The 15,272-nt window shown below is 60.6% G+C and carries 15 protein-coding genes; 10 read left to right on the forward strand and 5 right to left on the reverse strand.

Annotated features, from left to right (window positions below; all coding sequences use genetic code 11):
- Positions 1–38 precede the first annotated feature (38 nt).
- Positions 39–1,100 (reverse strand): ABC transporter substrate-binding protein, encoded by a 1,062-nt coding sequence (locus tag ABDX87_RS23140; RefSeq protein ID WP_346829959.1) that lies wholly within the window; start codon positions 1,098–1,100, stop codon positions 39–41.
- A 45-nt stretch (positions 1,101–1,145) separates the two neighbouring features.
- Positions 1,146–1,460: a hypothetical protein gene (locus ABDX87_RS23145; protein WP_346829960.1), complete on the reverse strand. Its 315-nt coding sequence runs from the start codon at positions 1,458–1,460 to the stop codon at positions 1,146–1,148.
- Positions 1,461–1,474: 14 nt separating this feature from the next.
- Here ABDX87_RS23145 and ABDX87_RS23150 point away from each other — a divergent pair, with 14 nt between their 5' ends.
- On the forward strand, positions 1,475–2,110 hold the full coding sequence (locus tag ABDX87_RS23150) for a cupin domain-containing protein (RefSeq protein ID WP_346829961.1): 636 nt from the start codon (positions 1,475–1,477) through the stop codon (positions 2,108–2,110).
- 37 nt (positions 2,111–2,147) lie between these two features.
- Here ABDX87_RS23150 and ABDX87_RS23155 read toward each other — a convergent pair whose 3' ends face one another.
- Positions 2,148–3,047 (reverse strand): LysR family transcriptional regulator, encoded by a 900-nt coding sequence (locus tag ABDX87_RS23155; protein WP_346829962.1) that lies wholly within the window; start codon positions 3,045–3,047, stop codon positions 2,148–2,150.
- 105 nt (positions 3,048–3,152) lie between these two features.
- The gene (locus ABDX87_RS23160; RefSeq protein ID WP_346829963.1) at positions 3,153–3,689 is read right to left on the reverse strand and encodes a 2,4'-dihydroxyacetophenone dioxygenase family protein; all 537 of its coding nucleotides are present in this window, start codon (positions 3,687–3,689) and stop codon (positions 3,153–3,155) included.
- A 221-nt stretch (positions 3,690–3,910) separates the two neighbouring features.
- Here ABDX87_RS23160 and ABDX87_RS23165 point away from each other — a divergent pair, with 221 nt between their 5' ends.
- Complete coding sequence (locus ABDX87_RS23165; RefSeq protein ID WP_346829964.1) at positions 3,911–4,291, forward strand: cupin domain-containing protein; 381 nt, start codon at positions 3,911–3,913, stop codon at positions 4,289–4,291.
- Between the two features lie 98 nt (positions 4,292–4,389).
- Here the strand turns inward: ABDX87_RS23165 and ABDX87_RS23170 are convergent, their stop codons facing one another.
- Entirely contained in the window at positions 4,390–5,274 is an 885-nt protein-coding gene (locus tag ABDX87_RS23170; protein ID WP_346829965.1) for a LysR family transcriptional regulator, read from the reverse strand.
- Positions 5,275–5,402: 128 nt separating this feature from the next.
- Here ABDX87_RS23170 and ABDX87_RS23175 point away from each other — a divergent pair, with 128 nt between their 5' ends.
- The 8 genes from ABDX87_RS23175 to dctM all read left to right on the forward strand — a co-directional run bounded on the left by ABDX87_RS23175 (position 5,403) and on the right by dctM (position 14,604).
- The gene (locus tag ABDX87_RS23175; RefSeq protein WP_346829966.1) at positions 5,403–6,242 is read left to right on the forward strand and encodes an FAS1-like dehydratase domain-containing protein; all 840 of its coding nucleotides are present in this window, start codon (positions 5,403–5,405) and stop codon (positions 6,240–6,242) included.
- Between the two features lie 66 nt (positions 6,243–6,308).
- Positions 6,309–7,472 (forward strand): acyl-CoA dehydrogenase family protein, encoded by a 1,164-nt coding sequence (locus tag ABDX87_RS23180; RefSeq protein ID WP_346833600.1) that lies wholly within the window; start codon positions 6,309–6,311, stop codon positions 7,470–7,472.
- A gap of 10 nt (positions 7,473–7,482) precedes the next feature.
- A complete protein-coding gene (locus tag ABDX87_RS23185; RefSeq protein WP_346829967.1) occupies positions 7,483–8,832 on the forward strand; it encodes an MmgE/PrpD family protein in 1,350 nt (449 codons plus the stop codon).
- Between the two features lie 176 nt (positions 8,833–9,008).
- Positions 9,009–10,208, forward strand: coding sequence for a CaiB/BaiF CoA transferase family protein (locus ABDX87_RS23190; protein WP_346829968.1), 1,200 nt, complete (start codon positions 9,009–9,011; stop codon positions 10,206–10,208).
- Between the two features lie 194 nt (positions 10,209–10,402).
- Positions 10,403–11,227 carry an HpcH/HpaI aldolase/citrate lyase family protein gene (locus ABDX87_RS23195; protein ID WP_346829969.1) on the forward strand — a complete coding sequence of 275 codons (825 nt, stop codon included), beginning with the start codon at positions 10,403–10,405 and terminating at the stop codon, positions 11,225–11,227.
- Positions 11,228–11,603: 376 nt separating this feature from the next.
- Complete coding sequence (locus ABDX87_RS23200) at positions 11,604–12,599, forward strand: TRAP transporter substrate-binding protein (RefSeq protein ID WP_346829970.1); 996 nt, start codon at positions 11,604–11,606, stop codon at positions 12,597–12,599.
- An 89-nt stretch (positions 12,600–12,688) separates the two neighbouring features.
- Entirely contained in the window at positions 12,689–13,321 is a 633-nt protein-coding gene (locus ABDX87_RS23205; protein WP_346829971.1) for a TRAP transporter small permease, read from the forward strand.
- Positions 13,321–14,604, forward strand: a complete 1,284-nt coding sequence (gene dctM / locus ABDX87_RS23210) for a C4-dicarboxylate TRAP transporter large permease protein DctM (protein ID WP_346829972.1) — start codon at positions 13,321–13,323, stop codon at positions 14,602–14,604. The genes ABDX87_RS23205 and dctM overlap by 1 nt, the downstream gene beginning before the upstream one ends.
- Positions 14,605–15,272: the final 668 nt, after the last annotated feature.

The following is a 15,272-nucleotide window of genomic DNA, read 5'->3' on the forward strand; positions in this document are numbered from 1 at the left end:
AACCGCCGCCCTGAAGCGGGCGGCAGGGAAGGTGAGTCTTACTTCTGCGCGATCCAGGCGTTGAAACGCTCGGTCAGCGACTCGGTGTTGTCGACCCAGAACTCGACGTCCAGCGGCAGCGCGGCGGCGAGGTTGTCCGGTGTGGTCGGCAGGTCGGCCTTCAGGTCTGCCGGCACCAGGTCGTTGGCTTTCGTGTTGGGCAGGCCGTAGGCGATGAATTTCGGCAGCTTGGAAAGGTTTTCCGGCTTGCTGGCGAACGCGATGAAATCCATGGCCGCGGCTTTGTTTTCGCTGCCCTTGAGCACGGTCCAGGAGTCGATCGCCGACACGCTGCCGTTCCACAGGAACTTGAAGTGCTTGCCTTCGTTACGGTTGAAACCGGTGATGCGGCCGTTGTAGGCCGAGCTCATGACCACGTCACCCGCGGACAGCATCTGCAGCGGCTGAGCGCCGGCTTCCCACCAGACGATGCTGGATTTGATGCTGTTCAGCTTGTTGAACGCGCGGTCCACGCCTTCGGGTGTGCGCAGCACTTTGTACACGTCGGTCGGCTTCACGCCGTCGGCGATGAGGGCGAATTCCAGCGAATATTTGGGGCCTTTGCGCAGGCCGCGTTTGCCGGGAAATTTCTGCGTGTTGAAGAAGTCGGCCCACGAGGTAGGTGCGGTTTTCAGTTTGTCGCCGTCCCACGCCACACCGGTGTTCCAGACGATCGCGCCGACCCCGCAGTCGTTCACGGCTTCGGGGATGAAGTCAGCCTTGTTGCCGACTTTCGCCCAGTCGATTTTTTCGTAGAGCCCCGAGTCACAACCCAGCGCCAGGTCTTCGGCTTCCACCTCTACGACGTCCCAGTTCGGGTTGCCGACTTTCACCTTGGCGTCGAGGACACCCACGCCACCGTCCCAGCTTTGGTCCAGGACCTTCTTGCCGGTTTGCTGACCAAACGGCGTGAAGAAAATTTCCCGTTGGGCGTCCTGAAAGTTTCCTCCCCAGGAAACGATGGTCAGGTCACGGGCGCTTGCAGTCTGTGCGGCTGCCAGCCCGGCGACGGCAAACGCGAGAGCGGCTAACGCGTGGCACGGCTTGTGCTTCTTGTGCATTTGGAACCTCGACGCAGATGGTGTGTGTTGTGGTGGTAAAAATTTTTACCACTGTGAAATCCGCGACGCAAGTTTTATTTTCCTGCGCCTCCGAAAATTGAAATTGCCCGGATGACCGGTAAGCGATTGATTTTTCATGCCCGAAATTTGATATTCGGCCACGGGAATTTCCGTACCCGCTGCCGCCTGCAGGCTCGCCGCCAGCGTCATGCCAGACCGAGCACAATTTGCGCCTGTTACTTTTGCGCTTGTCAGGTGAAGCGTGTTGGTGCGAAATACCCAACATGGTGCGCCGCGATTCCCTTGGCATTGCGCGCGCGCAAACCACAGCACGGCGTCGCCGTGATGTGTCGCGTACATTCGAGGAATACACCGTGACCGATACGCCGGCGATCAGCCGCAACCCCCACGCGCCGGAAGAGCCGCCTGAAGACGAGATCGCGGGCGAAGAAACCGCCTCCGTCGGTGCGCGGCTCAAGGCCCTTCGACAAAGCCGGGGCTTGTCCATACGCGGCCTCGCCGAACTGGCAGGCGTGCCTCACGCCACGCTGTCGATCATCGAGCGGGACAAATCCAGCCCCTCGGTCAGTATCCTCAAGCGCTTGCTCAAGCCCCTCAACGTGACCCTGAGCGTGTTTTTTTCAGACTCCGCGGTGGTTGATCGCGCGGTGTTTTACAAGGCCAGCGAACTGGTCGAACTGGCCGACGGCAAAATGCTGTCGTACCGGCAGGTCGGCGCCAACCTGGCCAACAGTTCGATGATGATCCTTCACGAACGCTACGAACCCGGCGCCGACACTGGCCAGGAAGGCGAAGAGCTTTACTCCCACGAAGCCGAGGAGGGCGGCATCATCATCGAAGGCCGGCTGGAAATGACCGTCGGCGATGAGGTGCGCGTCCTGTCGGTCGGGGACGCGTACTACTTCGACAGCCGCCTGCCGCACCGGATGCGAAACCCCTTCGATGAAGTGTGCGTGGTGGTCAGCGCAGTTTCGCCGCCGACGTTCTGAGGTCTGCGCCTGCGCTCAGGCGCGTGGCTGTGAATCCTTAATCCCAAGGCGACTCCCGCAGCCTGTTCTCCAGGAAGTCGCGAAACACGCGGATTCTCGGGCTCAGGTGCTTTCTGTTCGAATAGATCAGATACAGCGGCTCTTTTTCCGGCAAGTCGAAGTCGGTCAGCAGCGGGACGAGTCGCCCGGCGCGGAGGTCTTCGCCGATGTGAAACTGCGCCAGGCGCACGATTCCTGCGCCGCCCAGCGCCATCTCGCGTAGCAGGTCCCCTTGAGCGAACGCCGCCTTGGGCGCGATGGGGATCGTCACCACGCCCTCCGGTGTCGAGAACCGCCAGTTGTTCCAGGCGCTGGCGAAGCCGAAGTTGAAGCAGTCATGATCGAGCAAGTCCTGCGGCCGCGACGGTGTGCCTCGTCGGGCCAGGTAAGCGGGCGACGCGCAGGTCATCCACGCGCTTTCGCCTATCTTTTTCGCCACTCGGGACGAATCAGGCAACACGCCGCTGTGAATCGCGATGTCCAGCCCTTGATCGAAAGTGTCCACGTACTGCGCACCCACCTGAATGTCGACGGTGAGCCCGGGGTAGTTGGACAGGAATTCCGGCAGCCAGGGCAGAATCTGGTGTTTGGCGAACGTGGTCATGGTGTGAATGCGCAGCGATCCGCTGACCCGGTTCGGAAAGGCTTCGGCCAACGAGTCCGCTTCTGCCATGGCATTGATGACTTCGCGCGCGCTGAGCAGGTACGCCGAGCCTTCTTCGGTCAGGGTGAGGCTGCGTGTGCCACGCTGGAAAAGCCGGGCCTGCAAGCGGTTTTCCAGGCGAGTGATCAGCTTGCTCACCGCTGACGGGGTCAGCCCGTGCGCGCGCCCTGCGGCGGAGAAGCTGCCGTGTTCGGTCGCCCACATGAACGCCAGCATCTGTGAGTAGTTATCCATCTGCTCTCTCGCGACCGCTTACGATTTGCTACGCAGCCTGCCAGTATTTCGACCCTTGAACAACAAACGCGCCCACGGCGCGCCTGTTGTGTCTTGCGGCGGGACTCAGCGGATGAACTGCTCGATGTAGTCGTCCGGCAGGCCCAGGGATTTGTAATGTTTACGTGCGGCTTCAAGCTTGGTGAACACGTCTTCGTAACCGACCGCGACACCCTGCGGATCGACATAGGTGTAGCCGCCCTGGACGTGAAACCAGGTGATCATTTCCTCGACGTCTTCCGGCACGAACAAGGTGTGGGTTTCACCTGGCGGCTCGTAGGCAAAGGAGCCTTCTTCGGCGACCCAGTCGTGTTCCAGGTAATACCAGCGACCCTTCAACACGATCGCGTGGACACCGCCGCTGTGACGATGACGGGACAGCACGCCACTCTGGCGGACACGCAGCAGGTTGATGTAATAGCCCCCGGTGGTGCTAAGCAGCAACGGCTTGAACGAAACGGAACTGGTCACCGGCACCCAGAGGTTATCGTCGTCGAGCCAGGTGGTGAGTACGCCAGCGTGCACCATGTCCGGCGTCATGAACGGCACTTGTGGCAATTGATAGGGGATGGCGAGTTCGTCTGGCTTGGCGGGTGTGCTCATTGGCGTCTGCTCACGGTAGGTGATCTGAATCCCGGGATGCTCAAATGTCCAGGGTTGAGAGCAGCCTATGCCCTTCGTGAAAGAGGAAAAAGCCCCTCGCGAGCACACCTGCTGTGAACGTACGTCACAGGTAATGGCCTCGCCCGTGCAATAATGTACAAGACGTTCCAGGCGGGTGCCCCTTAGATTGACGGCTCCACCAGACCTCCCGGAGCCCTCTCATGTCTATTGCTTCGAACGCCCATCACCCCGTCAACTTCGCCCAGAAATACAGCCTGTTCACTGAGCAATGGCAGCCCAAGGTCGTTGCTCAAATGAACGACTACCAGTTCAAACTGGCGCGTCTGGAAGGGGATTTCCTGTGGCATAGCCACGCCGACACCGACGAAACCTTCATCGTGCTCGAAGGCTGCCTACGCATCGATTTTCGTGATGGCTTTGTCGAGCTCAACGCGGGCGAGTTATACGTCGTGCCAAAGGGCGTGGAGCACAAACCCTATGCCGAAAAGGAAGTGAAGCTGATGCTGATCGAGCCGACCGGCGTGATCAATACCGGTGACGACACCAACGAGCGCACGGCACAGAACGATGTATGGATCTGAGTGTTGAGGCGTCTGAACCAGCGCATCCGGACGAAGACTGAGTTTCAGACGCCGCAGAAGTGAAATCCGTCCGGAGCCTTCAGTGTTTCCAAGGGTTGCTAACTCGGCATCAACACCGCAATCAACGCCCTGACCACCCCCGGCAGGGCGTCCAGTTCCCGGACCAGAATGCTGCGCTCGCGCACGGCCCATGGCTCGTCCAGCTCAATGGTCACCAGCTTCATGGTCTTGCTGTGCCGAAGTGCCGCCGACTCGGGAATGATGCCGATCCCCACGCCCGCTTCGACCATCCGGCAGATCGCTTCGAAGCTCGACACCTGGATCCGCAACGAAAGATTTTGCCCCAGTCGCTCGACGTGATCGCGCAGAAAACTCAACAACGTGCTGCCCTCGTGCAAACCGATGTGCTGAAACGCCAGGGTCTGTTTGAGCGTGACGGTCTTCTGCTTCGCCAGTTCGTGTCCCTCGGGCACCGTCAGCACCAGGCGGTCGGTGCTGAAGTGGATGACCTGCAGGCCTGCAGCTTCGACGGGGCCGGCAATGATGCCCATGTCGGTGCTGCCGTCGAGCACACCGCGCACGATGTCCCGCGATAACCGCTCCTGCAGATCCACCGTCACCCCTGGCCGTTTGGCAAGAAACCCGGCCAGCACTTCTGGCAAAAACTCGGTGACGGCGGTGGTGTTGGCAAAGATGCGGATGTGGCCGGCCGAGTCGGTCCCGTAATGGGTGAACTCGCTCTTCAGGTAATCCACCTGACTCATGATCAGCCGCGCGTGCTTGAGCAAACGTTGCCCGGCCGGGGTCAGTTCGACACCCCGGCTGTCGCGATAGAGCAGGCGCGTATCCAGCTGACCCTCAAGCGCCTTGATGCGCGCACTGGCGGCAGCGGGCGAGAGAAAGGCACGGCGGGCGCCCTGGGTCAGGCTGGGTGATTCACCGATGTGAATGAAGAGGCGCAAGTCAGCCAGGTCGAAGTGCATGGTTTGTGTCCGGACATTGCAATGGCGTTCAGCATACATGAACGCCGGTATATGCAAATGCAAATTCACAGAATGCCGGACAGCTCCCATGATCTGCGAATAACAACAAACGCAGAGGGTTCCTTGCCATGAGTGCTTCAGAGTCGCCTGTGGATTTCAGTGCCTGGATCGGACGGACCGAGGAAGCGCAGGATCATTTGAGCCATAACCTGATCAAACGGATTGCCGCTACGTTTGGCGAGCCCACGCCTGCCTATGGCGACGCACTGCCGCCGCTGTGGCAGTGGTGTTTTTTTCAGGAGCCGGTGTTCGAAGCGCAACTGGGCGGTGACGGCCATCCGGCGCGCGGCGGCTTTTTGCCTCCCGCCGACAACCGTAACCGCATGTGGGCCGGTGGCCGCGTCGAATTCGTCCGGCCGCTGAAAGTCGGCGCGGATGCTCATCGTCTGTCGACCATTCTGCACATTGAAGAAAAGCACGGTCGCACGGGTTCGCTGCTGTTCGTGACGGTGCGTCACGACTATTCACAGCAGGGCGAACTGTGCGTGCGCGAAGAACAGGACATCGTGTACCGCGAACCCAATCCGCCCAAGCTCAACAGCGGCGAGCCGCCGGCCCAGGGTGACTGGAGCGAGACTATCGAGCCAACCCCAACTTTGTTGTTCCGCTACTCGGCCGTGACCTTCAACGGTCATCGCATTCACTACGACTACCCCTACGTGACCGAGACCGAAGGCTATCCAGGCCTGGTGGTTCATGGACCGATGATCGCCACGTTCAACCTGCGTGCCTTTATCCGTGGCAACCCGGGCAAGCGCGTGCGTCATTTCGCTTATCGCGGCGTCCGGCCGCTGAACGTCCCGGATGCGTTTAGCGTCGGCGGTCGCATCGTCGAGCCGGGCAAAGCGCAGTTGTGGGCGGGCAATGAAGCCGGTGTCGCGCAGAGCGCTGAAGTCAGCTTCGACTGAACCCTTCTTCTTACAGATCGCCAGGCCCGGCTGTTCACGGGCGGCTGGCAGACGCGAGCAAGCATGATGAATCCATACGAAAACGAAGACCTGAATGTCATCCGTGAAGGCGTGCGCGCCCTGTGTGCCGAGTTCCCGGCTGAATACTGGCGCAAGATCGACGAAGAAAAGGGTTTCCCCGAAGCCTTCGTCAAGGCGCTGACCGACGCGGGCTGGCTGTCGGCGATGATCCCGGAAGAATACGGCGGTTCGGGCCTGGGCCTGGCGGAAGCCTCGGTCATTCTCGAAGAGGTGAACGCCTGCGGCGGCAACTCCGGCACCGTGCACGGCCAGATGTACAACATGTTCACCCTGTTGCGGCATGGCAGTGAGGAGCAGAAGCGCTTTTACTTGCCCAAGCTCGCCAGTGGCGAACTGCGGCTGCAATCGATGGGTGTCACCGAGCCCACCACCGGCACCGACACCACCAAGATCAAGACCACGGCGGTGAAGCAGGGCGACAAATACGTGATCAACGGCCAGAAGGTCTGGATCTCGCGCGTTCAACATTCCGACCTGATGATCCTGCTGGCGCGCACCACCCCGCTGGCCGAGGTGAAAAAGAAATCCGAAGGCATGTCGATCTTCCTGGTCGACCTGCGGGAAGCCATTGGCAAAGGCCTGACCGTTCAGCCGATCGCCAACATGGTCAACCACGAAACCAACGAATTGTTCTTCGACAACCTCGAGCTTCCAGCCGACAGTCTGATTGGCGAAGAGGGCAAGGGCTTCAAGTACATCCTCGATGGCCTGAACGCCGAGCGCACCCTGATCGCCGCCGAGTGCATTGGCGACGGTCGCTGGTTCATCGAAAAGTCCGCGGCCTATGCCCGCGACCGCGTGGTGTTTGGCCGCCCGATCGGCCAGAACCAGGGCGTGCAGTTCCCGATTGCCGAAGCGCACATCGAGATCGAAGCCGCCGACCTGATGCGCTGGCGTGCCTGCGAGGAATACGACAGCGGCAAGAACGCCGGTGCCAGCGCCAACATGGCCAAGTACCTCGCGGCCAAAGCTTCATGGGAAGCGGCCAACGCCTGCCTGCAGACCCACGGCGGTTTCGGCTTTGCCTGCGAATACGACGTGGAGCGCAAATTCCGCGAGACCCGTCTGTACCAGGTCGCGCCGATCTCCACCAACCTGATTCTTTCCTACGTCGCCGAGCACTTGCTCGAACTGCCACGCAGCTTCTGAGGACACCCAGATGAGTCATACCCAGGCGTTGGCGGCCTTTCTCGCCGAGCTGACCTACGAACAGATTCCAGGCCACGTGCTGGACCGGACCGAAGACCTGTTTCTGGACTGGATCGGCTCCGGCCTCGCCAGTCAGGGCGCGCGGCCGATTCCAATCTTCGAACGATATGCCGAGCGCATGGGGCCGGCAGACGGCAAGTCGAAGATTCTGGTCAACGGACGTGGCACCTCGGCGTACTTCGCGGCGCTGGTCAACGGCGCGTCTTCGCATCTGGTCGAGCAGGATGACCTGCACAACAGTTCGGTGCTGCACCCGGCGACCGTGGTGTTCTCTGCGGCGCTGGCCGCCGCGCAGGACCTGAACAAGTCCGGTCAAGACCTGTTACTGGCTTCGGTGGCCGGTTACGAAGCCGGGATTCGCATCGGCGAGTTCATGGGCCGCTCGCACTACCGCATCTTCCACACCACGGCCACGGTCGGCACCCTTGCCGCCGCGGTTGCAGTGGGCAAGTTGCTGGATTTCGACAAAGAGCAGTTCATCAACCTGCTGGGCAGCGCCGGGACGCAGGCGGCCGGTTTATGGGAATTCCTGCGCGACGCCGCTGATTCGAAACAGCTGCACACCGCCAAAGCGGCGGCGGACGGCTTGCTCGCCGCGTACATGACCCAGGACGGTCTGACCGGCGCGCGCAACATCCTCGAAGGGGATCAGGGCATGGCGGCCGGCATGTCGACCGACAGCGACCCGGGCAAATTGTCCGACCGGCTTGGCTCGCGTTGGGCGCTGGTGGAAACCTCGTTCAAGTTCCACGCCTCGTGCCGTCACACGCATCCGGCGGCTGATGCGCTGTTGCACCTGATGCAGCGCGAGCACCTGCGCCATGACCAGATCGCCAAGGTGGTCACGCGTGTTCACCAAGGAGCGATCGATGTGCTGGGGCGGGTCGATGTGCCGCAGACCGTGCATCAGGCCAAGTTCTCGATGGGCGCCGTGCTGGGCCTGATCGCCGTGCATGGCAGTGCGCAGCTGATCGAATTCCGTGATCTGGCGCTGACCGATGCTGACGTGGCGGCCTTCCGTGAAAAAGTGACGATGGAACTCGACCCTGAAGTCGATGGCGCCTATCCGGCCCGCTGGCTGGGCCGCGTGGTCGTGACCACGACGTCCGGGCAGACCTTCAGCGCGGCGATTGACGATCCGAAAGGCGATCCGGGCAACACCCTGTCGCGTCCGGAGCTGGAGGACAAGGTTCAGCGTCTGCTGGCGTTTTCCGGAGCCCGTACGCCGGAGCAGGGCAAGGCCTTGATCGAGCGCGTCTGGCACCTGCGCGATGCGCGGGATTTGGCTGATTTGGTTTAAAGCGAACGCCAACCTTTGTAGGAGCGTGGCTTGTCCCGCGATCTGCCGCGTAGTGGCAGCAAATTCAGAGTCCCGGAGTGTCTGGCATACCGAGGTGTCTGGTTTTACTGCCGGTTCCCGGCAGATCGCGGGACAAGCCACGCTCCTACAACGAAGCGTATGAGAGGTTTCCACACATGACTCAACAAAACCCCCGTCCACTGGACGGCATCACCGTGGTCAGTCTGGAGCACGCGATCGCGGCGCCGTTCTGCACGCGGCAACTGGCCGATCTGGGCGCACGCGTGATAAAGGTCGAGCGCCCGGGCGTCGGCGATTTCGCCCGTGGCTATGACCAGCGTGTCGATGGCCTGGCCTCGCATTTCGTCTGGACCAACCGCTCCAAGGAAAGCCTGACCCTGGACCTCAAGCAGGACCAAGCGGGCGACATTCTCGAGTCCTTGCTCGGTAACGCCGACGTGCTGGTACAGAACCTGGCGCCGGGTGCGGCGGCGCGCATGGGCCTGTCGTTCGAGGCGCTGCATGCGCGTTTTCCACGGCTGATCGTTTGCGATATTTCCGGCTACGGCGAAGGCGGCCCTTATGAAAAGAAGAAAGCCTACGACTTGCTGATTCAGAGCGAAGGCGGCTTTCTCTCGGTGACCGGCGGCCCAGGCGAAAACGAAATGGCCAAGGCTGGATGCTCTATCGCTGACATCGCCGCCGGCATGTACGCGTACACCGGGATCCTGTCGGCGTTGTTGCTGCGCGACAAGACCGGGGAGGGCAGCCGCATCGACGTCAGCATGCTGGAAAGCCTGGTGGAGTGGATGGGCTATCCGATGTACTACGCCTACAACGGCGCGCCTCAGCCTCCACGGGCGGGCGCTTCACACTCGACCATCTACCCTTACGGGCCGTTCCCGACGGGGGGTGGTGGCACGATCATGCTGGGGCTGCAGAACGAGCGCGAGTGGGCGCTGTTCTGCGAAAAGGTGCTGCTGGACAAGGCATTGGCCACCGACGCGCGTTTCTCGGCCAATTTCAAACGCTCGGAAAACCGTGAGGTGCTGCGGCAGATCATTGTCGATGGCTTTGCCTCGTTGAGCGTCGACGAAGTGGTCGCGCGGCTTGAAGACGCGCAGATCGCCAATGCGCGCGTCAATGACATGCAAGGCGTCTGGAATCACCCTCAGCTCAAGGCCCGCGACAGCTGGCGCGAAGTGGACAGCCCGTCTGGTCCGTTGCCTTCGTTGTTGCCTCCTGGACGCAACACAGCGTTCACCCCGCGCATGGATGGCGTGCCGGGATTGGGGCAGCACACGGGCAGCATCCTTGGCGAGCTGGGGTTCAGTGCCGAGGAGCAGGCGCGGATGCTGGCGGCCGGGGTGGTTTGAATGACCTCAAACTCCGGCCAACCGCCGGACCTGTAAGAGCGAGCTTGTTCTGGGCGGCATTCCGACGAAAGCACTGGGGCAGTTGACGCAATCAGTGTCGGATGTACGGGCCTCTTTGCGAGCAAGCTCGCTCTCACAGAATTTCCATTCGCAGGTCATTGCTAGTTGAATTTCATTTTCAGGAGCGCTTCACCATGCCCCCATCCACCGTCCGCTCCGCACTGTTCGTGCCTGGCAGTCGACCCGAACGCTTCGCCAAAGCCCTGGCGGCTGGCGCCGATGCGGTGATCGTCGACTTCGAAGATGCCGTCGAAGAACCGCTCAAACGTCAGGCCCGGGATCATCTGGCGGCGTTTCTCCAGGCTAATCCGCAGGTGTCGCTCTGGGTGCGTGTCAACGCTCCCGATCACGCCGAGCACGCTGCGGATCTGGCGTTCTGCAAGCAGCACGCCGGGGTCACCGGCATGTTGCTGCCCAAAGTCGAAAGTGCCGCGCACGTGGCTGCCGTCTGGCAAACCGGTAAACCGGTCTGGCCGATCATCGAAAGCGCCAAAGGCTTACTGGCGCTGGAAGCCATCGCGCATGCACCGGGCGTGGAGCGCCTGTCGTTCGGCGGACTGGACCTGGCGCTTGACCTGAACCTCAACAGCGGCACGCCCGCTGCGCAGATGTTTCTCGATCAGGCGCGGATGTCGGTGCAGTTGCATTCCCGAGGCGCGGGGCTGTTGCCGCCACTGGACGGCGTGCATCCCGCCATCGGCGACCCCGACGGCCTGCACCGCGCGATTCGACATGCCTATGACATGGGCTATGGCGGTGCGCTGTGCATTCATCCCAAACAGGTGCCGGTCATCCATGCCGCGCTCGCGCCCAGTGCAGACGATCTGGGCTGGGCACAGCGGGTGGTGGACGCGAGTCTGGCTGCGAAAGGGGCCGGGGCGTTTCAACTCGACGGACAAATGGTCGATGCGCCGGTTTTGTTGCGTGCGCAGCGCCTGCTGGCGTTGGCGAATCAGTAAAAACCTCTGATCCCGTCACATTCCCTGTGGGAGTGAATTCATTCGCGATTGGCCAGTAAGCGCGATGGATCTCCATCGCCTGGCAGATTTTTCGCAAATGAATTCGCTCCCAGAGGCGGAGGCTGTGATAGCCCCAAGGTGCGTGGACTGGTGGCACTTCTTAATTAGCGTGCTAACTTTCTCGAGGTCGGTGTCTGGATCGCGGGTGGGGGATTTCATGGAGAAAGACTGGCGTTCAGCTCTGACGAACGCTGGCTTACAAAAAAGCTGATTCTCTAAACACCTTGTGTTCGGCATCGTTAGATAGCACAACGCTCAAGCACCACCGACTGCTCCTACAAAAATAAGCTCCTACAACAATAAAAAGGTGATATCGATGTTGAAGCTGACCAAGGCGCTTTTCTGCGCCGCTGCAGTGTCCATGGCCGGCATGGCGTGCGCTGACCCAATCGTCATCAAGTTTGCCCACGTGGTGGCCGAAAACACCCCGAAAGGTCAGGGCGCCTTGATGTTCCAAAAGATGGTTGCCGCCGATCCGGCCTTGAAAGACAAGGTCAAGGTCGAGGTCTACCCGAACTCCTCGCTGTTCGGTGACGGCAAGGAAATGGAAGCGCTGTTGCTGGGGGATGTGCAGATGCTTGCGCCGTCGCTGGCCAAGTTCGAGCAATACACCAAGAAGGTGCAGATCTTCGACCTCCCGTTCCTGTTCAATGATCTCGCCGCTGTCGACCGCTTCCAGCAGGGTCCTCAGGGCAAGGCGCTGCTGACCTCCATGGACGACAAGGGCATTCATGGCCTGGCCTACTGGCACAACGGCCTGAAGCAACTGTCCGCGAACAAGAAAATGATCGAGCCTAAAGACGCCCGCGGCCTGAAATTTCGCGTACAGGCCTCCAGTGTCCTGGAAGCCCAGTTCGTCGCCCTGCATGCCAACCCGCGCAAGATGAGCTTCGCCGAGGTGTATCAGGGTCTGCAGACCGGCACCGTCAATGGCACCGAGAACACCTGGTCAAACTACGAAAGCCAGAAGGTCAACGAAGTACAGCCGTTCTTCACCGAAACCAACCATGGCCTGATCGACTACATGGTGATCACCAACTCCAAGTTCTGGAACGGTCTGCCCGCCGATGTGCGTGACGAACTGCAGAAAATCATGGACCAGGTGACGGTCGAAGTGAACAAACAGGCTGAAGCCCTGAACCAGACCGCCAAACAGAAAATCATCGATTCCAAAACCAGCGAAATTGACACGCTCACCCCTGAGCAACGTGCCAAATGGCGCGAAGTCATGAAACCGGTCTGGGACAAGTTCTCCGACGAAATCGGCGCGGACCTGATCAAGGCCGCGGACGACTCGAACAAGGCACCTTGATTCTCAAGGCCGTCTGATCGACACAGGCAGTGATGTCTGCGTGACCACCCGGGCAAGGGGTGGTCACCCTCTACGTTCGGAGAATTCTTATGCAATCGCTGACGCGACTCTGGGAGCATCTGGAGGAGGGCTTCATCGCCTTCCTGCTGGCTGCCATGACGCTGGTGACATTCGTCTACGTGGCGCTGAACAACATCTACACGCTGTTTTATACCCTCAGCGATCAGTGGGCGGTCAGCAGCGACTTTTTCGCAGGGATTGGCGACCACTTGATGGGCTACGCGCAGAGCATGACCTGGAGCGTGGCGCTGACCAAGGCCCTCTTCGGATGGCTGATCTTTTTCGGGATTTCCTACGGCGTGCGCACCGCCGGGCACCTGGGGGTCGACGTGCTGGTCAAGAAAACCAGCAAGCCGGTGCAACGCATTCTGGCGATGCTGGCCTGTGCTTGCTGCCTGGCCTATGCCGGACTGTTTCTGGTCGCGAGTTACAAGTGGGTGTCCGCTTTGTGGGTGGCGGGTATCGGGGCTGAAGACCTGGACCGTTTTGGCATCAAAGTCTCCTACATCACGCTGATCGTTCCGATCGGCTTCACGCTGGTGATTGCCCGTTACCTGGAAATCCTCTACCGCATCTGGACCCACCGGCAGACCGGTCTGGGCCTGGCTGACGAAGCGGCAGAAGCGAGCAAGCTGGCCAACCCTGGTGAGGAGCAACACTGATGACGGTTATCTGTTTGTTCCTGCTGCTGTTCGTGTTCATGTTCCTTGGCGTGCCTATCGCGATTTCGCTCGGGCTGGCCGGTGCCACCTCAATTCTGCTGTTCAGCCCGGACTCCCTGAGTTCGCTGGCGATCAAGCTGTTCGAGACGTCCGACAGCTACACCTTTCTGGCGATTCCGTTCTTTCTGCTGTCCGGTGCGTTCATGACCACCGGCGGCGTGGCGCAACGGCTGATCGACTTCGCCAATGCCTGCGTCGGCCACATTCGCGGCGGTCTGGCGATCGCGGCGGTGCTGGCATGCATGCTGTTCGCGGCGTTGTCCGGGTCATCTCCGGCGACGGTGGCGGCGGTGGGTTCGATTGCCGTGGCGGGCATGGTGCGGTCCGGTTACCCGAAGGAATTCGGCGCCGGGATCATCTGCAACGCCGGTACGCTGGGCATTCTGATCCCTCCCTCCATTGTCATGGTGGTGTATGCGGCAGCGACGGAGACCTCGGTTGGCAAGCTCTTCATCGCCGGTGTGGTGCCGGGGATCTTGCTCGGCGTGGCGTTGATGGTGGTGATCTACATCGTCGCCCGGGTCAAAAAGCTGCCCGCCCAGCCTCGGGTGTCGTTCCGTCAATGGCTGCATACCGCGCAGCGGGCGTTCTGGGGTCTGCTGTTGCTGGTGATCATCCTGGGTGGCATCTACAGCGGCATGTTCACTCCCACCGAGGCAGCGGCTGTCGCGGCGGTGTATTCAGCGTTCATCGCGCTGTTCGTCTACAAAGACATGCGTTTGAAAGATTGCCCGAAGGTCCTGCTGGAGTCCGGGCGGTTGACCATCATGCTGATGTTCATCATTGCCAACGCGATGCTCTTTGCGCATGTGCTGACGACTGAACAGATTCCGCAGCAGATTACCGCTTGGGTTATTTCCGAAGGCCTGACGCCCATCGGCTTTTTGATCATGGTTAACATCGTGTTGCTGGTGGCGGGCAGTTTCATGGAGCCTTCGGCAATTATCCTGATCCTTGCACCGATCTTCTTCCCGATCGCCATGAAACTGGGAATCGACCCCATTCACCTCGGTATCGTGATGGTGGTGAACATGGAGATCGGGCTGGTGCATCCACCGGTGGGTCTGAACCTGTTCGTGACCTCGGCGGTGACCGGTCTGACGCTCGGACAGACCATTCGCGCGGCGTTGCCATGGTTGTCGATCCTGCTGGTGTTCCTGTTGCTGGTGACATACGTGCCGTTTATTTCGCTGGCGCTGCCGAACTGGCTGGGGATGCCTTGAGGGCTGTTCGAGCCTTGAAATAGAACTGTGAGCGCAGTGCCTTGGCCCTCGTTGACGTTGAGTCTTCGGGGGCTTTTTTCATGGGTTCGATTTGAGGTGTTCAGGATTCGAGGCGTTCTGGATGTCTGGTGGTGCTGGTTTTTGTGTGTATATCCGTTGTTCCGGGCGACACGGATTCACCTTTTCGCCCCTCGGCGAGTCACTTTTGAAAAGGCGCCAAAACAACCAAAAGCGCCTTGCTCCTGGTTTGGCCTCGACTGCGTCGAGGTACCTTCACTCCGGCGACGCTCCGTGGGCCCGCCGCCCGCCGCCATTCATGGGGGGCGGCTCTCGCGGCATCCATGCCGCTCGGCCCACTCCGCGCCGCCTGCGTTCAGCCTGCACCCAAGTCGCGTTTTGTGGTGTCTGGAATTTCTCGGTATGAAGATCAAAAGCAAAAACATCGGATCACGCGAATCCTGTAGGAGCGACCGGGGTGGCGTTCCACCTTGTCCCGCGATCTACCGCGTAGCGGTAGCAAAACCAGGTGACTCAGTAATGCCTGACACGACGCGTGCACAGGTCTTGCTGCCGGTTCCCGGCAGATCGCGGGACAAGCCACGCTCCTACAATTACCGAGTGGCGTTCCACCTTGCCCGCGATCTACCGCGCAGCGGTAGTAAAATCAG

It is taken from the genome of Pseudomonas abietaniphila (genome assembly GCF_039697315.1).
GTDB classification, from domain to species: domain Bacteria; phylum Pseudomonadota; class Gammaproteobacteria; order Pseudomonadales; family Pseudomonadaceae; genus Aquipseudomonas; species Aquipseudomonas abietaniphila_B.